Below are 21,526 nucleotides of genomic sequence, written 5' to 3'. Positions count from 1 at the left end.
AGGTGCGCGGTACCGGCCCCGGCTCGGGGATATCGGCTGCAGAGTTCCCCGGTTCAAGTCCGGGGGTGGGCACGCAAGCCGGACTGCGCGACTACTGGTTCGGGTGGTTGAGGACGTTGCCGTTGGCGCAGTGGTTGACGTGGTCGCCCGTCCATGCGCTGCCCACGGGGACCACGGCGAGTTCCTGGAGGCAGACGGCGGCGGCGGTGAAGTTCCAGTTATTGGCCGCGTTGACCCCAGGGCCGAAGTTGGAGTCGTTATCGGCGTGAGCGGGGGCGGCCATGCTCAGCGCGGCGAGCGCGAGGACGGCGACAGAGATCATCTTCTTCATGATCAAAGAAACGATGGTCCGGAGGCGGGGACACGGTCCCTCACTCCATTGGAGCCCGCCTAGCCCAATCGGCAGAGGCACGCGGCCTAAACCCGCGATGTTGCCGGTTGAAGTCCGGGGGCGGGCACGCGGAAAACGACGACCAGGCCGACGACATCGAGGGGGCAGACATGCGCTGTATCGACTGCACGGAGCCGGCGACCCATCGGGCCGCTGCAAAACCCATCACACCGCGTACCCCTGGTGCGACTGGTGCATGGGCGACTTCCCCGCGGCGGATGTCGACGTGGACCATGTGCAGCCCCTCGCGCTGGGAGGGACCGACACGGACGGCAACGTTCAAGTGCTGTGCCGGGGGTGTCACCAGCTCAAAACCGCAACGGAGTTCGGCCGCATGGACTAGCGCTGTGCCCACCACGTCCCCGCTGCGCCCACGGCTGTTGTGATTACGGCCATGAGCCATCCGGGGACTCGCTGAACAGTCAAGTGCAGCCCTCCAGCACGGAATTCGAGTGCGGGGCGGGTTCCGGGGTGTGCGTGGGCGTGCTTGCTCATGGCTTCCTCCGGGCGTACGGGAGCACCCCAGAATGAAAAGGGTGCGCGATCCACGCTGGCTCCTGCGAATGCGGAGCGACGGGGTGTTTGGCGTGGCCAACTGTCTCATGGGGAAGTGGGCGCGGTGCACTGGAACTTCATGATTGATCTGAGCTTTTCTTGAGGTCAGAGCCCTGCGGAGGTCATCCACCAGGCCCCGTCGACAGATGGATCCGGCAGGCGAGTTGGCCCAATTTTTGGCTTGCAGGTCTTCGGTGCAGGTCAGAGGTGACACCCTGCGCCCCGAGGTCTTCAACCCTGATCGTGAGGCGACTTTCTATGTCCCCGCCCTTGGTACCCAAGTGCCATGGGGGCGGTTGGGTTCAGACGCCGTTTACCTCTGTGCCCACCATGCTCCTGCTGCCCCACCGGCAGTGGTGATCAGCGAGACGAGCCACACGGGCACACGCTGAATAGTCAAGTGAAGTCCACCGCAGCGCAGTTCGAACCTTGGGGGCTCGGCTGTCTCTCTCGTTTGCCTCATGCTTCCAGCAGAACACCGGCTGGCCGCCAACTCCCTACGCTGCCGGGAGGATCTTTCTGCGCGAACCTTCCGGACGTATCGCCCAGAACATCGGTTGGCCGATAGCCCATACACCGCGTGGAGGATCTTTCATGCGCGAAGGTGCCGGACGCATGGCCTGGAAGCAGTGGACGGCAGCAGCCCGCCTCACGGGCGTGCTGAACGGCTGACGCGCACCCAGAAATGAGCCCCGTGCTCGCTGCCCCAGGAAGGGCGGCGGGTGCGGGGCTTTCCTGCGTTCGGGTTCACAGAGCAGCGGCCCACTATCGCTGTGGCTCGATGCCCTCTTGACGCTGATCATGCGTCAGGGTGAGGCTCGTGCACGTCCGTGCAACCAGCTCGCTAGGAGAGTGCCCAATGGCCCTAAAGTTCCTGGGGATTTGGCCCAACACCCCCGACGACGGCTCGCCCACGATCTGGGTGGAGGAGGAGACGGGAGACCTGATCATCCAGTCGTGGAAGGCGGACGAGGAGACGATCCGGAAGGCACAGGAGGTCGGCTCGGTACCCGGGCACTCGACGGATGTTCCGGAGCACGAGACCGTGATCCGGCTTCCTGCGAACATGCTCCAGTTCATCCCCCGCCCGGACAGTGAGGACAACGGTGGCAACAGCGGTACGTGAATGCCTCGCGAAGGCGCAGCGCTCGGCGATGCACCTTGAGATGCGGGACAGTTACATGCGTGATGACCCGGAGTTCATCCGCTGGCAGAACGGGCACCGGTACGACCCTGCCGACCGCGAGACGTGGTGGCGGTCATGGCTGGACGTGGTGGCCGAGACGACCGGGCGAGGTGTCGCCATGCGCCGCCTTCGGGTGGTCTCCGAGCCTCTGAGCGACTACGTCCGATACGAGTACGACGGCACCTTCACCAACGTGGCAGCCGGCGAGGACGTGCGTTGGCTGCCACGTTCGCGGGCACGTGATCTTCTCCTCCCCACGCTGGACGGGTGGGTCATGGATGAGGAAACCGTGATCCTCCACCACTTCAGCGGCGAGGGTCAGTGGACCGGTCCGCGCATGGAAGTCGTGCACGATCCGACGTTGGCCGCGCAGTACGTCAGCGCGTATGAGGCAGCGTGGGAGCGCGCGATTCCTCACGCGGAGTACCGGCCCGCCTGATCACGCACCCATGGCTGACTCTGCATCTTCCAGTGCCCAGCAGGCCCGGCAGGCTCTCGCGAAGCGTCTCGCGGATCTCTGCCGGGATGCCGGGCTGACCGGTCTTGACCTGGCCGAGCGCTGCGGGTGGAGCCGGTCCAAGTCGTCCCGGATCATGAACGCCAAGACGCCCCCGTCCGCTGACGACATTCGGGCCTGGTGTCAGGCGTGCGGTGCCGAGGACCAGACCGAGGACCTGATTGCCTCGCTGCGGACCGCAGAGGGCATGTGGGTCAACTGGCGCCGTATGGAGAGGGCCGGGCTCAAGCAGGCGCAGGAAGCGCGCTTGCCGCTGTATCAGCGGACCCGCCGTTTCCGGTCCTACTCGTCGTGCCTCGTTCCCGGCATGATCCAGACGCAGCCGTACACCACGGCAGCGCTCCAAGCGATCCAGCGTCGGCGCGGCCTGGTGGACGATGTGGCCGACGCCGTAGCCGCTCGCATGGAACGTCAGCGGGTGCTGTACGAAGGCGACCGGCGGTTTGCGTTCCTCGTTGAAGAGTCCGTGTTGCGGGCCGGAATCGGCGGCGCTGAGGTAATGTCCGGGCAGCTTGGCCACCTGATCTCGATTGCCTCACTTCCCAATGTCAGCTTGGGAGTTGTGCCCATGCGGCCCGATCGGGAGCGCTGGCCGGCCGAGGGGTTCTGGATCTACGACACGGACCAGGTCAACGTCGAATTGATCTCGGGCTACCTCACGATCACGCAGCCCAGCGAGGTGGGCATGTACGCCGAGACGTTCGCGGAGCTGGCGGCGCTGGCCGTTTACGGTGCTCCCGCCCGTGCGCTGATCGCATCAGCCCTGGACGTCCTCGGGTAACTCGCGTGCAACCTCGTGCAATCGCATGGGAGTTGGAGTGCTGCCCTCTCTAGCTTGGTCGTCGACGGACCAAGTGAGGGGACAGCGGCCATGGCGAAGATGACCGGCGACACGGACGCGAGGACGGACGAGTACGCGACGTACGCCCCGGCAGGCGAGAAGTGCCCGGAGTGCGAGAAGCTGTTCGGGTCCCTGGCGGTCTGCCGCCGGGGCACCGTGGAACGGCAGTCGGGACCGCCCTACGTCGCCTACCGGCACCCCAAGTGCGCCGAGCCGTACCGGCGCCACCGGTGACCCCTGCGCGGCTCCAGAGACGCCCTGCGCGCCCGTTGCCGGCTCCGGAACTGTTGAGCCTTCTCGACAGCCCTGACAGCCCGTACAGGGACTCTCCCAAGGGTTGGTGGACGGAATACAGCGGGGCCCAGGATCCCCGATCCGGGGTCGTCTCCTTCCCGCCCGGCACCGTGCTGCCGAAGTTTTCCGGCAGGGACGAGTAGCCCCGAAGACCTCCCGAGCACGCTTGCGCGATTCAGTCCGGCGCGCTCGGGTGCACCACGCCCGCCCGGTAGGGCCCATGTGGGGACGTGAGACCACAGGGCGGGGTTTCCGAAGCACCGCACTTCATCGAGAGAGGAGAACCACCATGGGTTGGGGAACGGGTAAGGGCGGAAGCGGAGGCAACGGACAGCACTCCGGGGGCAAGGACCCGGGCACCTCCAAGCCGTCCTCCGACACGGCCAAGCCGAAAGACCCGCCGAAGCACAAGAAGGACTGACGCAGGTGACCACACCGAACGTCGCAACGTCCGAGCGAATCGCCATCCGCGGTTTGCTCGGCGCGGTGAACGCCGACCTGGAAACGCCGATGCGCCCTGAGTGGGAGCGTGCGGCATGGAACGTTCCCCGGTCCGCCTTCGTACCCGAGCGCATCTTTCTGGGTGATGGACTGGAGCCGTGCAACCGGGCGGATGCCCCGGAAACGTGGCTCCGCGCGGTCTACGCCAACGATTCCGTCGTGACGCAGATCAACGACGGCCAGGACCCCGACGACGGCGAGCGGTGGGCGTCATCGTCCGCAAGCGCCCCGAGCATCGTGTTCCGGATGCTGCACATGCTCGACGTGCGCGACGGTCACAGGGTCCTGGAGATCGGCACGGGAACAGGCTGGAACGCGGGCCTGCTGGCCCACGTCGCCGGCCCGGGCAACGTCACGACCGTCGAAGTCGACCCCGCGTTGGCGGCGGAAGCCGGGGAACGTCTGCGAAAGAAAGGCGTCACCGCTGACGTGGTGACTGGGGATGGGGCCGAGGGGCACACGGGCAATGCGCCGTACGACCGGCTCGTGGCCACGTGCTCCGTGCGCTCTGTGCCCCGCCCGTGGCTCACGCAGGTGAAGCCCGGGGGCGTCATCCTCACGCCGTGGGAAAGCCCGTGGGTCTGTTACGGGCTGCTGCGCATGACCGTGGACGACACCGGAGCCGCGTCGGGGCCGTTCTCGCCGCACTCCGCGTTCATGCTCATGAGGAACCAGCGCACCGACCTCCGGATCTACCGGGACGTGGTGCGCGACGACCACCAGCCCGACGAGTCGACCACCGACCTTCCGCCGTGGAGGGTGTCGGGTGACGATCTCGCCGTGCAGTTCGCCGTGGGGCTCCTGCTCCGCGATGTGTGGTGGACGTGGCACGACAACCCCGACGTGGAGGGGGTGGCGTCCCGACTCTGGGTAGCGACGACCGACGCCACGTCGTGGGCTGCCGTGGACTGGGACGGAAAGTCGGACGACCGGTTCACCGTGTGGCAGCACGGCCCGCGCCCACTCTGGAACGAAGTGGAAGCCGCGCACGCCTGGTGGCGGCTGCACGACCGTCCCGACCCGGAACGGTTCGGTCTGTCCGTGACCGCAACGGGAGAGTCCGCATGGTTGGACAGCCCTGATCAGCCCGTCCCCGTCACCGGCTGACCCGCAAGACCGCCCCGCCTGTGCGCCTCCCCCGTGGCGCATGGGCGGGGCTCACCTGTGCTGGAGCGCGCCCTCTGGCTAGTGTGTGTTTAGAGGGTGTTCCTGACGAGGAGCGCGGTCCGCACGTTGCCGAGAAAGGCAAGACCGGCCAGGGAGGCCAGGGCGCCGCCCAGGATCCACGGATTGCGACGGCCTGACCTGTCGGACAGGGCGCCGGCGATCGGGTTGAACACGGTCGCGAAGACCGCGCTGATGCCGCCGATCAGTCCCAGGACGGCGACCTTGTTCTCCGGGGCGATGGCTGCGATCTGCGTGGGCAGCAGCACCGGCCGACACCCATGTAGACGGCCAGCATCGACGAGTTGGCCAGCAACAGCAGCAGCATGAGTCCGCGCTGCTTGGGGCTTCGAGCCCCTCTCGGGTGCGCGGCGGGGACAGTTCATCGGCGGTCATGACGACTCCTCGGAAGGGGAGCAAAAGAGGGAGGGGGAGCCGCGGGGTCGCGTGGCGCGCGGCGGAACGGGCCCCCTCGGGCTTGCCAGGGCATCCGATTCAGTTACACGTGTTAGCAAGTGGGTGGGATCTGTGTAGCACGCGATTCACGTCTTCGGCCAGGGCTGGAAATGCGGCTCGTCGCACGGTGGCCGCCCAGCTCGGCGGCGGTGTCCCGAGCCATGTGGCGTTCTTGGCGACGGATGCCTGCGCGCGACACTCTCCGGAACCGGCGGTCGCGGCGGGTCGTGTCACCAGCTGTTCAGGGAGTTCCACCAGCTCCACCGGGGCTGCGCCGGGCCGCTGTCGGCTTCCGGCTCGTCCTGCCGCTTCTCCGGTACGTCCATCACCGTGGGGGACGCGGACGCGGCGGTCACGGCGTTCGGACCGGGCAGGATCGGGGCGAAGGCCACCGGCAGTGCCTCCGGGGTGGAGCTCCACAGGGAAGGCTGCCGGTGCGGGGCGGTGTCGCCGACCCCGGGGCGGACGTGGTGCAGCCGGCGCAGCAGGACGTCCACGGCTGCCTCCACGATCGACCGGGCCGCGTCCTTGGCGGGGCAGCCGTGGGAACCGGTTCCCCAGGCCAGGTGGGCCCGGCTTCCCTGGTCGTGCGAGCCGTGCGCGAGGAGTTCGGTGTTCGCGGCCGCCAGGCACGGAATGAGCAGGTCCCCGGCGCGAACGCCGCATCCCCCGAAGGTGAGATCGGCCCGGGCCCAGCGCCCGGCGATATTGGGGACAGGCGAGCCGCCCCACAGCGCGCGATCGGCGACGTCCTTGACCGTCAGTGGACCGTCGGCCACCGCCGCCCGCAGACGCGCATCGCCCACGAGCAGACGCGTCGCGCCACTGATCCAGCCGACGGTGCTCTCCCCTCCCGAGAGGAGGACCGCCGCCAGATTGTGGGCCACCTCGGCCTCGGTCAGGTCGACGGAATGGGCCAGCAGCCATGACGCGAGGTCCGGGCCCGGCGCGTCACGCCTCGCGGCGACCAGGCGATGCAGCATCCCCGTCAATTCGGCCTCGGCGCGGGCCGCGTCCTGGGCGCCCCCGGAGATCGAACCGAGCAGCGCGGCAAGCCTCCGCTCCTCGGAGGCGGGAAGCCCGACCAGTACGCGCAAGGCGTGCCCCGCCAAGGGGCGGGCGTACCCGCCGACGAGATCGGCCGAGCCGTCCGTGGACCATCCGTCCACCAGTGCCTCCGCCCGCCGCCTGACGGCGCTGCGCAGCCGTCGCAGGTCGACGCCGTTCAAGGTGGCGGTCACGGCCTGGCGCTGTCGGCGGTGTGCCTGGTCGTCGAGGCGATGCAGGGCCGGACGCCAGCCCAGAACCGACAGCAGGGCGGAGTCCTCGGGTACGGACCCTTCGACGAGCGCGTTCCAGCGCCGTGCGTCGCTGGAGAAGGCCTGTTCGTTCCATACGAGTTCGAGCACCTCCCGGTAGCCCATCACGAGCCAGGCCCCGACACCAGGGCCGAGCTCGACGGGGGCGATCGCTCCCCAGCGCCCGCGCAGGCCCTCGTAGAAACGGCGCGGATCCTGGTCGAGCAGGCCGTCGTGGAGTGGGACCGCACCCCCGGGAAACGGAAACGGGCATGCGTGCGGGGACTGTCTGCTCTGATCCATCAGGCTCCTCCCGTGCAGCTCTGGAACATCGTGTGAGCGTCGATCGAGGGCGGTGAAACATGCAGGGTGAGAGGTCTCCTCCTGCGGCAGTGCGCGGTGGTAACGCGTGTAACCTTGGAGGTGAAGCGGTCGGTCGGCCGGAAAAGCGAGCGAAGAAGGACGTCATGGCGAGAGAAACGCCCGGTGCTGCCTCCGTCACGAGCACCGACGTGGCCCGCCTGGCGGGGGTGTCCCGCGCCACCGTGTCCTTCGTGCTCAACAACACCCAGGGTCACCGGGTCAGTGACGGCACCCGGGCCCGCGTCCTGGCCGCGGCCGAGAACCTCGGATACGTGCCGCACGCCGCCGCCCGCTCCCTGCGTGCAGGGCGGAGCGACCTGGTACTGCTGCCGGCGTCCGTCTCCGCGATCGGCAGCCTCGTCAGTGGCTGGGTGGACGATCTGCAGGGCGAACTCGACCGCCACGGGTACACGACGGTGCTCCACACCGGCCGCTTCCCCGACGCGGAGTCCGCCGCGCGCGCATGGGCGGAACTGCGCCCCGCGGCGGTGCTGGTGATGAACGGTGACCGGATCACCGGCGAGGCCGGCGACATCCTGCGCCGCGCCGGTGTGCGCGGGCTGCTCGCTGTCGCCGCCCAACCGGTGGACGGAATGCACACCGTCGTGTTCGACCACGGGCGTGTCGGTGAAGTCGCCGTGGAGCACCTCATCGCCCGAGGACGGAGCAGGATCGGAGTCGTCATGCCGCAGGAGCGCGGCCTGGACGCCTTCGGCCGACCGAGGCTGGCCGGTGCCGAGCGCGTCGCGGCCCGGCACACGGCGACCGTCGAGCCGGTGGAACTCGCCTACACGCGCGAGTCCGCGGCGGCCCTGGCCGCGCGGTGGAGGGACCTCGGCCTGGACGGCGTCTTCGCCTTCAACGACGAATACGCCGCCCTCCTCATGCACGCCCTCCGCAGCGAGGGCATCGCCGTGCCGCACGAGGTCGCCGTCGTCGGCTGTGACGACCTCGTACCGTCGGCTCTGCAGCAGCCGCCGCTCACCACGGTCCGCCTGCACCTGCCGCCGGTGGCGACCATCGCCGACACCCTCCATGCGCTGGTCGAGGAGGCCACGGCACCGGAGGTGCCGCGCGTGGAGGCCGAGTTGGTGCACCGACTGAGCTCGTGAGGCGGACCCGGCCGTGCCGGGCGCGCGGTCAGGCGCCGAGGTGGCGCGCCAGGAAGGCGACGCTCCCGGTGACGATCGGAGTGACGTCGGGGGCGCCGAGGAAGATGTGGTCGGCATCCTCCACGGGCTCCAGGGTGACCTCGCCGCCCGCGTCCGTCAGGGCTTCCGCGAGCGCCTCGCTCTGGCTGTAGGGCACGAGCCCGTCCGCGGTTCCGTGAACCAGCAGGAACGGCGGGGGAGTTGAGCCCTCCATGTACGTGAGGGGGCTGGCGGCCCTGGCCAGTTCGTGCTGCTGCTCGGGAGTGCCGCCCAGGAGCGCGGTGAACGGGTTGGGGAACTCCGTTCCCGGCGGAGCCGGCGGCAGGGGGTGCGAGAGCAGGGAGGTGAGCTCGGAGACGCCGTACCAGTCCACCACGGCGCTCACCGCCGTGTTCCCCTCGCGCACTCCGACAGTGCCCTCCAGCGCTTCGCCGGCCGGACCCTCGGGGCGGGTGAGCCCGGCGAGCGCGGCCAGGTGGCCGCCCGCGGACTCGCCCCAGACCCCGATCCGCTCCGGGTCGATGCCGAAGGTGTCGGCGAACCGCCGGACGTAACGGATGGCGGCCTTCACGTCGTGCAGCTGCGCGGGGAAGGGCGCTTCGAGGCTGTGTCGGTAGTCGATGGTGACCAGGGCGATCCCGGCCCGCAGGATCGAACCGTGCAGCAGGTCGACGGGGATCGTCGGCGGGGGATAGCGCCGGTCGCCCTCCAGCCAGCCGCCGCCGTGTATCCAGATGACCACGGGGACCGGTTCGTCGCGCGCGGGCACGTGGGCGTCGAGCAGCCGGGGGCGGTATCCGGGGGTGGTGGCGTAGGTGACGCCGTCGAAGTGGCTCACGCCGTCCTCGGTCACCACGGGGGGAACGGGGGCCTGGTAGGGCAGGGGAGGCCATCCCAGGTCGAGCTCGGCCGGAAGCGATGCGGGCATCGAAGCCTTCTCCAATCGACAGAGATCCAGGATCCAGAAGTCGACGCCTCGCACTTCGTAACGTTTGTCCGAAATGCTTGATGCGCCGCTCGGGGGTGCCTAGCATGTTACACGTGTAACAGCTGGACCGGGAGTCTTCGGTGTCGCGAGGTCCCCGGGTCGCTGACCAGGCGCGCAACGCGCTGTTGACAAAGTCAAGTATTGCGCATCATTGACGGTCGACAGTTTGGCGAGATACTTGCTCCATTCTCCCCGCTGCCCCGAGATTGAGGTGCCGCCTCATGGAGCTCTCCCCGTCTGCCCATGTCGACACGTTCTGTCGTGATCGACTTCCGCCCTTCTCCCTCTGGCCCGAACTCCACTTCGACCTGCCGGAGTTGACCTATCCGGATCGGCTCAACTGCGCCGATCGACTCCTCGACGACGCCGTCCGGCGCTGGGGGCCCGACCGCCCCTGTCTGCTGACTCCCACGGAGCGGTGGACCTACGGCGACGTGCTGCGGCGCGCCAATCAGGTCGCCCAGGTGCTCACCGAGGACTTCGGACTCGTCCCCGGCAACCGCGTTCTGCTGCGCGGCCCGAACAACCCCTGGCTGGTGGCCACATGGCTGGGGGTTCTGAAGGCGGGTGGCGTCGCCGTCACCACCATGCCGCTGCTGCGTGCCGGTGAGCTCGCGGAGCTGTACGAGATCGGCCGGCCGACCGTCGCCGTGTGCGACCACCGCTACCTCGACGAACTCACCGCGGCGAGCGCGTCAGGCGCGTCAGGCACGTCCGGCGCGAACGCCGCGACCGCGTCCAGCACGACCGGCACGTCCGGCACGACCAGCACGTCAGGACCGGCCGTGCTGGCCTACGGCGGTCCAGGCGAGGACGACCTGGTCGCGCGCTGCGCCGCGAAGGACGGGCTGTTCGCCGGTGTCGCCACCGCGGCGGACGACGTCGCCTTGATCGCCTTCACCTCGGGGACGACCGGACGGCCGAAGGCGACCCTGCACTTCCACCGGGACGTGCTGGCCAACGCCGACACCTTCTCCCGCCATGTGCTCCGGCCCCGCGAGGACGACGTCTTCACCGGAACGCCGCCGCTGGCCTTCACGTTCGGGCTCGGCGGACTGCTCGTCTTCCCGCTGTGCGTGGGCGCGGCCACCCTGCTGATCGAGCAGGCCGGCCCGCAGCAGTTGGCGGACCTCGTCGAGGAACACGGGGTCACGGTGCTCTTCACCGCGCCCACCGCGTACCGGGCGATCATGGCGGCGGGCGCGGTGGGCCGGCTGGCCGGCCTGCGCCGATGCGTGTCGGCGGGAGAGGCGCTGCCGGCGGCCGTGTGGGAGGAGTTCCACGCCGCCACCGGTCTGGGCATCATCGACGGCATCGGCGCCACGGAGATGCTCCACGTGTTCATCTCGGCCGCCGACGGCGAGATACGTCCCGGCTCGACGGGCAGACCCGTCCCCGGATACCGGGCCCGCGTGGTCGACGACTCGGGTGCGCCCGTCCCCGACGGGCAGCCCGGCCTCCTCGCGGTCACCGGCCCCACGGGCTGCCGGTACATGGAGGACCCGCGGCAGACCGTCTACGTCAGGAACGGCTGGAACATCACCGGCGACACCTACGTCCGCGATGCCGACGGCTACTTCTGGTACGTGGCCCGCAGCGACGACATGATCGTCTCGTCCGGGTACAACATCGCGGGCCCCGAGGTGGAGAAGGCCCTCGCCACCCACCCCTACGTCGAGGAATGCGGCGTCGTCGGGGCTCCCGACGCCCGGCGCGGAATGCTCGTCAAGGCGTACGTGATCCTGCGGCCCGGCGTCGCGCCCGACGAGGCGACGGTCAAGGAGCTCCAGGACCACGTGAAGCGGAGCGTCGCGCCCTACAAGTACCCGCGCGCCGTCGAGTTCGTCACCGACCTGCCGCGTACCAGCAACGGAAAACTCCAGCGCGCCGAGCTGCGCAAGCGGGCCCACCGCACCACCGATCCGGCAGTCGAACGAAAGGCATGACCATGGACACCTTCGATGAGCGTCAGGCGATCTCCGCGGCGACGGACAGCTGCGCCGCCGGCTGTCCCGAAGCCCTCGCGGAGAACCTGCCCAGCGTCGTCGTCGAACGGCGCGTCGAATGGCCCGACACGGACGCGGCCGGCCACTACCACCACTCCACCGTGGTGCGTTGGGTCGAGGCGGCGGAGGCTGTCCTGCTGCGGCGCCTCGGCCTGGCCCATCTCTTCGGCAGCACGCCCCGCGTCCACTTCGAGGCCGACTACCGGGCTCGGCTGTGGTTCGGCGAGACCGTCCGTACCGAACTGAAGGTCGTGAAGGTCGGTACCAGCTCTCTGCACTACGCCTTCGCCGTCCGGGGCGAGGGGGAGGAGCCGGCCGCCCTCGGGCGCATGGTCATCGCCCACTCGGCCTCGCGCGCCACCGGCTCCACGGCCTGGCCCGACGAGGTGCGCGAGGTCCTCACCAAGGCGGGCCCGCAGGCCCCCGAGCTCTTCGCGTGATCAGGGCGTGATCCGGCGCGATGCATCCCACGCGATGTGTTGGATTCTTGACGCTCGACAAATTCCCGGCATAGTCTGTTGTTCGGAACCACCAGGAGGAACACCGTGCGTGTAGCAGTCATCGGAGGGGGGCCCGGCGGGTTGTACTTCGCGGCCCTGGCCCAGCGGCTCTCACCGGAGTGGGAGATCACGGTCTGGGAGCGCAACGCCCGCGACGACGCGTTCGGCTTCGGTGTCGTCTTCTCCGACGAGACGCTGGACGGGATCGCGCAGGCCGATCCCGTGGTGTTCGAGGCCATGTCCGCCGAGTTCGCCCGGTGGAGCGACATCGATGTCCGCTACGGCGGTGAGGTCCACGTCTCCGGGGGCCACGGCTTCGCCGCCCTGGACCGCAACCGGCTGCGGGAGATCCTGCAGGGACGCTGCGCGGAGCTCGGGGTGCGGGTGCACTACGGCACCGAGGCCCCGCCCGTCGAGGAACTCTCCGCCGCCTACGACCTGGTGGTCGCCGCCGACGGGATCCGCTCCACGGCCCGCGAGACGTACGCGAGCAGTTTCCGGCCCGACCTGGACGAACGTCACTGCCGCTACATGTGGCTGTCCACCGACCGCGTCTTCGAGGCGTTCACCTTCATCGTCGAGAAGCGGGACTTCGGCAGCGTCCAGGCCCACGCCTACCCGTACGACGACAAGCGCAGCACCTTCATCGTGGAGATCGCGGAGGACGACTGGCGGCGGGCGGGCTTCGAGGCCTTCGCCGACCGGGAGTTCGCACGTGGCGAGAGCGACGAGGCGAGCGTGCGGCGGTGCGAGGAGATCCTGGCCGACCACCTCGACGGCCACCGCCTGATCCCCAACGCCTCGAAGTGGATACGTTTCACGACCGTACGCAACGCCTCCTGGCGCCACGGCAACGTGGTCCTGCTCGGCGACGCGGCCCACACCGCCCACTTCTCCATCGGCTCCGGCACCAAGCTCGCCATGGAGGACTCCCTGGCGCTCGCCGCCTGCCTGTACGAACACGCCGATATGGCCTCGGCGCTCGCCGCCTACGAGGCCGAACGCCGACCGGTCGTCGAATCCACCCAGCGCGCCGCCCAGGCCAGCCTCGAATGGTTCGAGAACGTCGGCCGCTACACGGCCCAGGAACCCCCGCAGTTCGCCTTCAACCTCCTCACCCGCAGCCGCCGCGTCACCTACGACAACCTGCGCGTACGCGACGAGGCGTTCACCACCGCGGTCGACTCCTGGCACTCCGAAGGGAACGCGCCGGGCGACACCCGGCCCGGCGCCGCCGCCACCGTCCCGCCGATGTTCCGCCCGTTCCGACTCGGCGGGCTGCGCCTGCGCAACCGTGTCGTCGTACCGCCCACCGCGCTGTACACCGCGCGGGAGGGGGTCCCGGGCGACTTCGAGCTCGTCCACCTCAGCACCCAGGCCCTGGGCGGATCCGGCCTGGTCTTCGCCGGCATGACCGCGGTCGGCGCCGACGGGCGGGCCACACCGGGCTGCCCCGGCCTGTACACGGACGAGCAGGAGGCGGCCTGGCGGCGGATCACCGACTTCGTGCACGGCCAGTCGGACACCTGCCTGGGCATCCAACTCACCCACGCCGGCCGCCGCGCCGCGACCGCCGTGCCCCGCCCGGACGGCACGGCCGTCCCGCTCGGAGCAGGCGGATGGCCGCTGGTCGCCGCCTCCCCGCTGCCCTGGGACGAGAACGCCGGCCTCCCGCGCGAGGCGACCCGCCAGGACATGGACGCCGTCGCACGCGACTTCGTCGCCGCGACCGAACGCGCCCATCGCGCCGGATTCGACGCGCTCGAACTCCAGTACGGCCACGGCCACTTGATGTCCGGCTTCCTCTCGCCGCTCGCCAACCGGCGGACGGACGAGTACGGCGGGAGCCTCACCGGCCGGCTGCGCTTCCCGCTCGAGGTGCTGCGCGCGGTGCGTGCCGTCTGGCCCATGGGCAAGGCGCTCGTGGTCCGCATCTCGGCCGCGGACTGGGCCGACGGCGGCACCAGCGAGGCCGACGCCGTGGAGATCGCCCGCGCTCTGGGCGAGGCGGGCGCCGACGCGGTCGACGTCTCCACCGGGGAGGTCGTCTCCCATCAGCGGCCCCGGTACGGCCGCAGCTACCAGACCCCGTACGCCGACCTGATCCGCAACGCCACCGGCATCCCCACCATCGCCGTCGGTGCGATCTCCACGTACGACGACGTGAACTCGATCATCCTGGCCGGCCGGGCCGACCTGTGTGCCGTCGGCCGCGCGCAGCTCCACGACCCCCTGTGGACCCTGCACGCCGCGGCCGCGCAGGGCTACACCGGCCCGGCGGCGCCATGGCCCGCCTCCTGGCGCGCGGGCAGCGGCCGCCCGCCGGGCGCGCGCACCGACCGCGTTCCGCCCCGCCTCCAACTGCTCCGCGAGGCCTCCGTACCCGTGCACCAGCGCTGGGTTCCGCACATCCCCGCCGCCGCTGTCGCGGCCGCCCGCTGACCTGGAGAACCGATGGACAATCTGCCACGCTTCACCGCCGCGGCCGTGCAGGCCGCACCCGTGTACCTCGACGCGGCGGCGACCGTCGACAAGGCGATCGAGCTCATCGCGCAGGCTGCGGCGGGCGGCGCCGAACTGGTCGTCTTCCCCGAGGTGTTCGTCCCCGGATACCCGTACTGGAACTGGACGATGAACCCCGTCCAGGGCTCGCCCTGGTTCGAGCGCCTCTACCGCTCGGCCGTCGACGTCCCAGGACCGTACGTGGACCGACTGCGCGCCGCGGCACGTCAGTACGGCGTCGTCCTCGTCATCGGCGTCAACGAACGCGGCCCGCACAGCCTCGGCGTCCTCTACAACACGCTGCTCACCATCGGCCCCGACGGTGAACTCCTCGGAGTGCACCGCAAGTTGGTGCCCACCTGGGCCGAGAAGCTCACCTGGACCGGCGGGGACGGCAGTTCGCTCAAGGTTCACCGTACGCCCGTCGGCCCGCTCGGCGCCCTCGCCTGTGGCGAGAACACCAACACCCTCGCCCGCTTCACGCTCCTCGCGCAGGGCGAACTGGTCCACGCCTCCTGCTACATCGCCCTGCCGGTGGCACCCGCCGACTACGACATGGCCGAAGCCATCGCCGTCCGCACCGCCGCCCACAGCTTCGAGGGCAAGGTCTTCTCCGTCGTGGCCTGTTCGACCATCTCCCCGGAGATCGTCGACGCCCTCGCGGGCGACGACGAGGAGCTGCGCAAGCAGTTCACCCGCCCGCGCAGCGCCCTGTCCGGGATCTTCGGCCCCGACGGCCGCCCGGTCACCGAACCGCTCGTCGACGACGAGGGCATCGTCTACGCCGAGATCGACCTGGCCAGGTGCATCCAGCCCAAGCAGATGCACGACATCGTCGGCCACTACAACCGCTTCGACGTGTTCCAGCTCCACGTCGACAACCGCCCCCGCACCCCGGTGACCTTCGCGACGGACCCGGCGCGGACCGCGGCACCCCGTTCCACCGACCTCAGCGCCAACGCAGGCAGTGCCGGCACCCCCGGCAACACCGCCCTCACGGAGGAGGACGCATGACCACCGAGTACGACGACAGCCGGCTGGGCCGAGCACGGGTATCCGATTCCCCTGAACTCGCCGCGTTCTACGGCGAACTCGCCCAGCTCGAAGCCGGCGCACTGTGGACCGTGGCCAACGACATCGAGCCCTGGTACCCGCAGCCCAGGTCCATACCCGTGCTGTGGCGCTACAGCGAACTGCGGCCCCTGGTCCGCAAGGCACTCGACCTGGTCAAGGCCGACGACGCCGGCCGCCGGGTCGTCATGCTCGTCAACCCCGGCCGCAAGGACGTCAGCGCCGCCGTCGGACTCCTCTACACCGGCCTGCAGATCATGGGCCCCGGCGAGGCGATGACCGCGCACCGCCACCAGGCCGCGGCACTGCGCTTCGTCCACGAGGGCACGGGCGCCTGGACCATCGTCGACGGACAGAAGCTGAGGGTCGGGCCCGGCGACTTCGCGATCACCCCGAACGGCACCTGGCACGAACACGGGAACGAAGCCGACGACGCGCCCGTCATCTGGCAGGACGGCCTCGACATCCCGCTGGTCAACGCCCTGGACGCCGGCTTCTACGAGGTCCACCCCGAGCTGTACCAGACCCCCGGGAAGGTCATCAACTCCTCGGTGCTGACCTACGGCGCGAACCTCCTGCCGTCCGGCGTGGAGAAGTGGACCAGGCCGTACTCGCCGCTGCTGGCCTTCCCCTGGGAGCCCACCTACGAGGCGCTGCTCAACCTCGCGAAGACCGGTGAGGGATCCCCGTACGACGGTGTCATCGCCGAGTACACCAACCCGGTCACCGGCGGCTCGGTGATGCCCACCATGGGCGCCCACATGCAACTCCTGCGCCCCGGCCAGGCCACCCTGGCCCACCGTCACACCGGGTCGGTCGTCTACACCGCGGCCAAGGGGCGCGGTGTCTCCGTGATCGCGGGACAGCGCTTCGAGTGGCAGCGGGGCGACATGTTCTGCGTTCCCTCCTGGGCCTGGCACGAGCACCACAATCTCGACCTGTCCGAGGACGCCTGCCTGTTCTCCTTCAACGACTTCCCCGTCATGCGCTCGCTCGGCTTCCACCGCGAAGAGGCGTACACCGGCAACGGCGGGCACCAGCCCACCGCCTGAGCCGCTCCGCCGTGCCGGACGCCGCCGGCCCTGACACCGGCCCCGGCACGGCGGAGCACCGATCCTCCCTAGGGAGTGTCCGGAAAGTACGGTCGTCCGCCCGAAGGGCGTCGCGAGCCAGGCCAGACTTTCCGGACGCGACCTAGCCCCTCACATGCGTCGACCCCCTCTTGCCCATCACGTACAAGGAGCACCCATGCGGCTCGTCACCTACACCCTCGCCGACTCACCCCACCGCCTCGGGGCACAGGTCGACGACCTCGTCGTCGACCTCGCCACCCTGGCCGACCTCGCGGACGCGCGACTGCCCCTGGACCTGCTGTCGTTCATCCAGGCCGGCGCGGCCGCCCAGGACACCGCGCTTCGCCTCGTGGCCGGTGGCCCCGGGACATGGCCGGGCGATGCCGTGCACCGGATCGACGAGGTGAAGCTGCAGGCCCCGCTGCGCCCCGGAAAGATCATCGGCGTCGGACTGAACTACGTCGAGCACGTCGAGGAGTCCAGCCGCAGCCTGGACACCGACAAGGAGCGGCCCTCGCGCCCCGTGCTCTTCAGCAAGCCCGCCACGGCCGTCACCGGACCCGGCGCGCCGATCCTGCACAACGCGGACCTGACCGCACAGCTGGACTGGGAGTGCGAACTCGCCGTCGTCATCGGACGCACCGCGTTCCGCGTGAGCGAGGAGGAGGCCTACGACCACGTCTTCGGCTACAGCATCGTCAACGACATCAGCGCCCGCGACCAGCGCCGTTCGGGCCAGTGGTTCTTCTCCAAGGGCCAGGACTCCTATGCCCCCTTCGGCCCCGCCGTCGTCACGGCCGACGAGCTGCTCGACCCGATGGACCTCGACCTGTCGCTGCGGGTCAACGGCGTCACCAAGCAGAAGTCGAACACCCGTCACATGCTCTTCCCCATCGCCCGCCTCATCGCCGACATCAGCTCCGGCGTCACCCTCGAACCCGGAGACGTCATCGCCACCGGATCGCCCGCGGGTGTGGGAGCCGGCATGGTCCCGCCCGAGTTCCTGCACCCCGGCGACACCGTCGAGGCCACCGTCGAGGGCATCGGCACCCTCATCAACCCCGTCGTCGACGCCCGCTGAGGAGCACACATGTCCCCCCGTACCTACCGCATCGGCCAGATCGTGCCGAGCTCCAACGTCACGATGGAGACGGAGATCCCGGCGATCCTCCGTGCCCGGGAATCCGTCGCACCGGAGCGCTTCACCTTCCACTCCAGCCGGATGCGCATGACCCATGTGACCCCGGAGCAGCTGAAGGCCATGGACGCCGACTCCGACCGGTGCGCCGTCGAGCTCTCGGACGCGCACGTGGACGTCCTCGGCTACGCCTGCCTGGTCGCCATCATGAGCATGGGGCTCGGCTACCACCGCGCCTCCGAGGAACGACTGCACGCGCGCACCGCCGAGAACGGCGCCGCCGCCCCCGTCGTCACCAGCGCCGGAGCCCTCGTCCACGGCCTGCACACCCTCGGCGCGAAGAAGATCGCCCTGATCGCCCCGTACATGCGCCCGTTGACGAAGACCGTCGTCGACTACCTCACCCACGAGGGCATCGAGGTGCTCGACTACCAGGCCCTGGAGATCCCCGACAACCTCGACGTCGCCGCGCACGACCCCGCACGTCTCCCGGGGCTAGCCAAGGCCCTGGACCACGCCGACGCCGACGCCGTCGTACTCTCGGCCTGCGTCCAGATGCCCTCCCTCGGCGCCATCGAGGAGGCCGAACAGCTCCTCGGCAAGCCCGTCGTCTCGGCGGCCGTGTGCACCGCACACCAGATGCTGCGCGCCCTGGACCTGCCGGCCGTGGCGCCCGGAGCGGGCCATCTGCTGTCCGGTGCCTACGCGGAAGCCGATCCGGTGCGCCGGCCGTCCGCCGCGGAGTGACCGCGACACCCCGCCCCGCCGCCGTGCGGTCCGCGGGCCGTGACCTGGACCTGGAGGGTGTTCCGTCCTCCAGGCTCGGTAGGATCGCGACCGCGTACGACGGAAGGCGATCATGGCGGACAGTCCCCTCAGGCCCAGCTCGTTGATCAACACGATCTACGGGGCGTTCCTGCGCCACCGCGGCGGCTGGATCTCCGTCGCCGACCTGATCACGCTGATGTCGGAGCTGGACGTCGACGGCCCCGCGGTGCGCTCGGCGATCTCCCGGCTCAAGAAGAAGGGCGTCCTCGAACCGGAGCGCCGCGGTGCCACGGGCTACCGGCTGAGCCCGTCCGCGCAACCCGTCTTCGACGAGGGCGACCGGCGCATCTTCGGCAGCCTGGAGCCGGCGAAGCTGAGCGACGGCTGGGCGATGGCCGTCTTCTCCGTACCGGAGTCCGAGCGCTCGTACCGCTACCAGCTGCGCACCCGGCTGACCTGGCTGGGGTTCGGGAACATCGCTCCGGGTGTATGGCTCGCACCCGGCAGGCTCCTCGGCGACGCCCGGGACATGCTGGTCCGGCTCGGGCTCAGCGACTACGTGCATCTGTTCGCCGCGGACTACGCGGCCTTCAGCGACCTGCCGGGGACGGTCAGCTCGTGGTGGGACTTCCCGGCGATCCAGGCGCAGTACGCCACGTTCACCGACGTGTACGGGCCCGTCGCCGCGGGACTCGCGCGGCAGGGCGACATCGACGGCGCCGAGGCGTTCCGGCACTACGTTCCGATGCTCACCCAATGGCGGCGGCTGCCCTACCTCGACCCCGGTCTGCCCAGCGAGCTGCTGCCCGCGGACTGGAACGCGGTGGCCGCGCGTCAGACGTTCCAGCGGCTGCACGACGTGCTCGCCACGCCGAGCCTGCTGCACGTACAGCAGGTCACCGGGCAGCCGGCCGAGGTGCCGCAGGAGTCCTGAGGCACCTCCGCCGGGCCCGGTGGTCAGAGGCCGGACTTCTCGCGCCAGATCCGGCCGGATGCCGAGAGCGGGCGGGTGGGGCACGGGTGGGGTTACGGTGCCGTCGGCCGGTGCAGGCGCCGCCAGTGGCCCGCGAGGTCGCCGACGGCGGTGGTGACCGAGTCGAGGGACATCGTCGTGCGGGAATCCCGGTCGTAGCGGTCCCAGCGCGGCATGGGGTCGTGGTTGGGGTTGCCGGTGCGGATGAAGGAGATCCAGGACGCGTGCATGGTCGCGGCGAGACCGTCACGGACCCGGGGGTCGAGCCCGGCCAGGAACGGCGCCTGCGACCACTTGTCGAAGTTGTCGAACACGAACGGCAGTTCCAGGCAGTGCGCGGCCGCGAGTCGACCGCTGTGCGCGGGCGTCGGCAGGTCGAACTGGTACGCCCAGACCGGACGCCCGCGAGCCGCCCGCCGCTCGGCGAGATCCACGGCCGGCATGCGGAACAGGTCGTCGCCGATCAGGTCCATCAGTACGTCCACGGGCCGGGCGCCCGGCCGGGCCTCTTCGTACGCGGTGTACGCCTGGGCCGCCCGGTTCCCGAAGGTGTCCCGCGCCCTCGCGAGCACCTGGTCCTTGGTCGCGGCGACGTACGGCTCGCTGAGCGCGAAGGCGAAGTTCGCCTCTTCCCTGGTCCAGCCGATCAGGACGTCGATGTCCGCCCCGGCGCCGCTGAGCAGCAGGTCGGCGGGGTTGCGGTCCAGGGTGACCTCGTCGATCACCGGCAGGAACGGGGTCGACCAGTACCCCCACCGTCCCGTCCGCCCGAACATCTCGAAGGTGGCGGCGATCAGGCGCTGCCAGGGCACGGCCCGCAGCTCCGCCACGTTCTTGGCCCCGACGATCTCCAGGAAGGTCGCGGTGCGCTGGAGCGACTCCGCGCGGGTGGGGATCGTCAGCCCGAGCGGCGGGCTCTGCAGGATGGCGCGTCGGAACAGCGGACGGCCCTTGGGCCGGGCGCCGGCGAGCGCCGCGACCGACAGCGCGCCGCCGGACTGGCCGGCGACGGTGATGTTGTCCGGGTCGCCGCCGAACGCGGCGATGTTGGCCCGCACCCACTGCAGCGCGGCGAGTTGGTCGGTCAGCCAGAAGTTCCCCCCGGTGCCGTCCTCGCCGAAGTACAGGTAACCCAGCGGGCCGAGGCGGTAGTTGATCGTCACGGCGACCAGGTCGCCGTCGCGCGCGAAGGTCTCGCCGGAGTACTGGGGCATGGAGCCGGACCCCGAGATGAAACCGCCGCCGTGGATCCACACCATCACCGGGCGCTTGGCGTCATCGGCGCCGGGGGTCCAGACGTTGAGGGTGAGGCAGTCCTCGTCGAAGGGGGGCGAGCCGTGCGTTCCGAGCACCTGGTCGCCCCCTTCCCGGTAGGGCTGGGGCGCGCTCGGACCGAAGGCGGTCGCCTCGCGCGTTCCCTGCCATCCGGGGTGGGGCTGGGCGGGCCGCCAGCGCAGGGCGCCGACCGGCGGAGCCGCGTACGGCACGCCCTTGAAGACGGCCAGGGCCCCTTCCGTGGATCCGCGCAGACGGCCCGCGGGCAGCTCCACCACGGGTGAGGACGCGCCCGTGCGGGGCGAGGCCTGTGCCGTGCCTTCGGTCGTCACGCCGGTGAGGAGTGCGGCTCCGGCCAACACCCCGCTGTTCTTGAGGACTTTGCGCCGCGATGGATCATCGGTCATGGTGCTTCACTCCCTGACGGGTCAAGAGCCCGTAGCCGGATCGGCCTGCGCCATAGCGCAAAATTGACGATGGTCAGTGTTACGGCATGCGTCTGGCCGGGGTCAAGC

21 protein-coding genes and 1 tRNA gene are annotated in these 21,526 nt (G+C 70.1%); 17 read left to right on the top strand and 5 right to left on the bottom strand.

Annotated elements, in window-relative coordinates; genetic code table 11:
- Positions 1-91: 91 nt before the first annotated feature.
- Positions 92-331, bottom strand: coding sequence for a hypothetical protein (locus ACGFYP_RS05130; protein WP_393486521.1), 240 nt, complete (start codon positions 329-331; stop codon positions 92-94).
- A 53-nt stretch (positions 332-384) separates the two neighbouring features.
- Between ACGFYP_RS05130 and ACGFYP_RS05125 the strand changes: the two genes are divergently transcribed.
- The 8 genes from ACGFYP_RS05125 to ACGFYP_RS05090 all read left to right on the top strand — a co-directional run bounded on the left by ACGFYP_RS05125 (position 385) and on the right by ACGFYP_RS05090 (position 5,392).
- Positions 385-458 (top strand) — tRNA-Leu (locus ACGFYP_RS05125).
- On the top strand, positions 429-734 hold the full coding sequence (locus ACGFYP_RS05120; RefSeq protein WP_393486519.1) for an HNH endonuclease: 306 nt from the start codon (positions 429-431) through the stop codon (positions 732-734). Before ACGFYP_RS05125 ends, ACGFYP_RS05120 begins: the two co-directional genes overlap by 30 nt.
- Before the next feature lie 1,071 nt (positions 735-1,805).
- Positions 1,806-2,072 carry a hypothetical protein gene (locus tag ACGFYP_RS05115; RefSeq protein WP_393486517.1) on the top strand — a complete coding sequence of 89 codons (267 nt, stop codon included), beginning with the start codon at positions 1,806-1,808 and terminating at the stop codon, positions 2,070-2,072.
- On the top strand, positions 2,053-2,571 hold the full coding sequence (locus ACGFYP_RS05110; RefSeq protein WP_393486515.1) for a DUF6879 family protein: 519 nt from the start codon (positions 2,053-2,055) through the stop codon (positions 2,569-2,571). Before ACGFYP_RS05115 ends, ACGFYP_RS05110 begins: the two co-directional genes overlap by 20 nt.
- A 10-nt stretch (positions 2,572-2,581) precedes the next feature.
- Positions 2,582-3,430, top strand: a complete 849-nt coding sequence (locus ACGFYP_RS05105) for a helix-turn-helix domain-containing protein (RefSeq protein WP_393486513.1) — start codon at positions 2,582-2,584, stop codon at positions 3,428-3,430.
- 90 nt (positions 3,431-3,520) lie between these two features.
- On the top strand, positions 3,521-3,724 hold the full coding sequence (locus ACGFYP_RS05100) for a hypothetical protein (RefSeq protein WP_393486511.1): 204 nt from the start codon (positions 3,521-3,523) through the stop codon (positions 3,722-3,724).
- Positions 3,725-4,073: 349 nt separating this feature from the next.
- Positions 4,074-4,205 (top strand): hypothetical protein, encoded by a 132-nt coding sequence (locus ACGFYP_RS05095; protein WP_257135201.1) that lies wholly within the window; start codon positions 4,074-4,076, stop codon positions 4,203-4,205.
- A 5-nt stretch (positions 4,206-4,210) separates the two neighbouring features.
- On the top strand, positions 4,211-5,392 hold the full coding sequence (locus ACGFYP_RS05090) for a methyltransferase domain-containing protein (protein WP_393486510.1): 1,182 nt from the start codon (positions 4,211-4,213) through the stop codon (positions 5,390-5,392).
- 89 nt (positions 5,393-5,481) lie between these two features.
- On the opposite strand, the gene ACGFYP_RS05085 is transcribed toward ACGFYP_RS05090, so the two are convergent.
- Both ACGFYP_RS05085 and ACGFYP_RS05080 read right to left on the bottom strand, forming a co-directional pair.
- Positions 5,482-5,718, bottom strand: coding sequence for an MFS transporter (locus tag ACGFYP_RS05085; RefSeq protein WP_393486509.1), 237 nt, complete (start codon positions 5,716-5,718; stop codon positions 5,482-5,484).
- Positions 5,719-6,135: 417 nt separating this feature from the next.
- Entirely contained in the window at positions 6,136-7,506 is a 1,371-nt protein-coding gene (locus ACGFYP_RS05080) for a cytochrome P450 (RefSeq protein ID WP_393486508.1), read from the bottom strand.
- A 164-nt stretch (positions 7,507-7,670) separates the two neighbouring features.
- Here ACGFYP_RS05080 and ACGFYP_RS05075 point away from each other — a divergent pair, with 164 nt between their 5' ends.
- Positions 7,671-8,678 carry a LacI family DNA-binding transcriptional regulator gene (locus ACGFYP_RS05075; protein ID WP_393486505.1) on the top strand — a complete coding sequence of 336 codons (1,008 nt, stop codon included), beginning with the start codon at positions 7,671-7,673 and terminating at the stop codon, positions 8,676-8,678.
- A gap of 28 nt (positions 8,679-8,706) precedes the next feature.
- On the opposite strand, the gene ACGFYP_RS05070 is transcribed toward ACGFYP_RS05075, so the two are convergent.
- Positions 8,707-9,645, bottom strand: a complete 939-nt coding sequence (locus ACGFYP_RS05070) for an alpha/beta hydrolase fold domain-containing protein (RefSeq protein ID WP_393486504.1) — start codon at positions 9,643-9,645, stop codon at positions 8,707-8,709.
- Between the two features lie 281 nt (positions 9,646-9,926).
- On the opposite strand from ACGFYP_RS05070, the gene ACGFYP_RS05065 reads away from it, so the two are divergent.
- The 8 genes from ACGFYP_RS05065 to ACGFYP_RS05030 all read left to right on the top strand — a co-directional run bounded on the left by ACGFYP_RS05065 (position 9,927) and on the right by ACGFYP_RS05030 (position 19,697).
- A complete protein-coding gene (locus tag ACGFYP_RS05065) occupies positions 9,927-11,651 on the top strand; it encodes an AMP-binding protein (protein ID WP_393486502.1) in 1,725 nt (574 codons plus the stop codon).
- Between the two features lie 2 nt (positions 11,652-11,653).
- Positions 11,654-12,151 (top strand): acyl-CoA thioesterase, encoded by a 498-nt coding sequence (locus ACGFYP_RS05060; RefSeq protein WP_393486500.1) that lies wholly within the window; start codon positions 11,654-11,656, stop codon positions 12,149-12,151.
- Between the two features lie 105 nt (positions 12,152-12,256).
- Entirely contained in the window at positions 12,257-14,653 is a 2,397-nt protein-coding gene (locus ACGFYP_RS05055) for a bifunctional salicylyl-CoA 5-hydroxylase/oxidoreductase (RefSeq protein ID WP_393486498.1), read from the top strand.
- A 12-nt stretch (positions 14,654-14,665) separates the two neighbouring features.
- A complete protein-coding gene (locus tag ACGFYP_RS05050; protein WP_393486496.1) occupies positions 14,666-15,727 on the top strand; it encodes a carbon-nitrogen hydrolase family protein in 1,062 nt (353 codons plus the stop codon).
- Positions 15,724-16,836 (top strand): cupin domain-containing protein, encoded by a 1,113-nt coding sequence (locus tag ACGFYP_RS05045; RefSeq protein WP_393486494.1) that lies wholly within the window; start codon positions 15,724-15,726, stop codon positions 16,834-16,836. The genes ACGFYP_RS05050 and ACGFYP_RS05045 overlap by 4 nt, the downstream gene beginning before the upstream one ends.
- A gap of 196 nt (positions 16,837-17,032) precedes the next feature.
- Entirely contained in the window at positions 17,033-17,938 is a 906-nt protein-coding gene (locus ACGFYP_RS05040; protein ID WP_393486492.1) for a fumarylacetoacetate hydrolase family protein, read from the top strand.
- Between the two features lie 9 nt (positions 17,939-17,947).
- Positions 17,948-18,742, top strand: coding sequence for an Asp/Glu racemase (locus ACGFYP_RS05035; RefSeq protein WP_361963069.1), 795 nt, complete (start codon positions 17,948-17,950; stop codon positions 18,740-18,742).
- A 112-nt stretch (positions 18,743-18,854) separates the two neighbouring features.
- Entirely contained in the window at positions 18,855-19,697 is an 843-nt protein-coding gene (locus ACGFYP_RS05030; protein WP_393486490.1) for a PaaX family transcriptional regulator C-terminal domain-containing protein, read from the top strand.
- A 92-nt stretch (positions 19,698-19,789) separates the two neighbouring features.
- Here the strand turns inward: ACGFYP_RS05030 and ACGFYP_RS05025 are convergent, their stop codons facing one another.
- Complete coding sequence (locus ACGFYP_RS05025) at positions 19,790-21,418, bottom strand: carboxylesterase/lipase family protein (protein WP_393486488.1); 1,629 nt, start codon at positions 21,416-21,418, stop codon at positions 19,790-19,792.
- Positions 21,419-21,526 lie beyond the last annotated feature (108 nt).

The organism is Streptomyces sp. NPDC048370 (genome assembly GCF_043200825.1).
Taxonomy (GTDB): Bacteria; Actinomycetota; Actinomycetes; order Streptomycetales; family Streptomycetaceae; genus Streptomyces.
This window is presented reverse-complemented; position numbering and strand designations above follow the sequence as displayed.

What these genes read in the sequence shown, in the direction of transcription:
- ACGFYP_RS05130 (WP_393486521.1), bottom strand. Translation starts at nt 331, where the DNA reads ATGAAGAAGATGATCTCTGTCGCCGTCCTCGCGCTCGCCGCGCTGAGC.
- ACGFYP_RS05120 (WP_393486519.1), top strand. Translation starts at nt 429, where the DNA reads ATGTTGCCGGTTGAAGTCCGGGGGCGGGCACGCGGAAAACGACGACCA.
- ACGFYP_RS05115 (WP_393486517.1), top strand. Translation starts at nt 1,806, where the DNA reads ATGGCCCTAAAGTTCCTGGGGATTTGGCCCAACACCCCCGACGACGGC.
- ACGFYP_RS05105 (WP_393486513.1), top strand. Translation starts at nt 2,582, where the DNA reads ATGGCTGACTCTGCATCTTCCAGTGCCCAGCAGGCCCGGCAGGCTCTC.
- ACGFYP_RS05100 (WP_393486511.1), top strand. Translation starts at nt 3,521, where the DNA reads ATGGCGAAGATGACCGGCGACACGGACGCGAGGACGGACGAGTACGCG.
- ACGFYP_RS05095 (WP_257135201.1), top strand. Translation starts at nt 4,074, where the DNA reads ATGGGTTGGGGAACGGGTAAGGGCGGAAGCGGAGGCAACGGACAGCAC.
- ACGFYP_RS05080 (WP_393486508.1), bottom strand. Translation starts at nt 7,506, where the DNA reads ATGGATCAGAGCAGACAGTCCCCGCACGCATGCCCGTTTCCGTTTCCC.
- ACGFYP_RS05075 (WP_393486505.1), top strand. Translation starts at nt 7,671, where the DNA reads ATGGCGAGAGAAACGCCCGGTGCTGCCTCCGTCACGAGCACCGACGTG.
- ACGFYP_RS05070 (WP_393486504.1), bottom strand. Translation starts at nt 9,645, where the DNA reads ATGCCCGCATCGCTTCCGGCCGAGCTCGACCTGGGATGGCCTCCCCTG.
- ACGFYP_RS05065 (WP_393486502.1), top strand. Translation starts at nt 9,927, where the DNA reads ATGGAGCTCTCCCCGTCTGCCCATGTCGACACGTTCTGTCGTGATCGA.
- ACGFYP_RS05060 (WP_393486500.1), top strand. Translation starts at nt 11,654, where the DNA reads ATGGACACCTTCGATGAGCGTCAGGCGATCTCCGCGGCGACGGACAGC.
- ACGFYP_RS05050 (WP_393486496.1), top strand. Translation starts at nt 14,666, where the DNA reads ATGGACAATCTGCCACGCTTCACCGCCGCGGCCGTGCAGGCCGCACCC.
- ACGFYP_RS05045 (WP_393486494.1), top strand. Translation starts at nt 15,724, where the DNA reads ATGACCACCGAGTACGACGACAGCCGGCTGGGCCGAGCACGGGTATCC.
- ACGFYP_RS05040 (WP_393486492.1), top strand. Translation starts at nt 17,033, where the DNA reads ATGCGGCTCGTCACCTACACCCTCGCCGACTCACCCCACCGCCTCGGG.
- ACGFYP_RS05035 (WP_361963069.1), top strand. Translation starts at nt 17,948, where the DNA reads ATGTCCCCCCGTACCTACCGCATCGGCCAGATCGTGCCGAGCTCCAAC.
- ACGFYP_RS05030 (WP_393486490.1), top strand. Translation starts at nt 18,855, where the DNA reads ATGGCGGACAGTCCCCTCAGGCCCAGCTCGTTGATCAACACGATCTAC.
- ACGFYP_RS05025 (WP_393486488.1), bottom strand. Translation starts at nt 21,418, where the DNA reads ATGACCGATGATCCATCGCGGCGCAAAGTCCTCAAGAACAGCGGGGTG.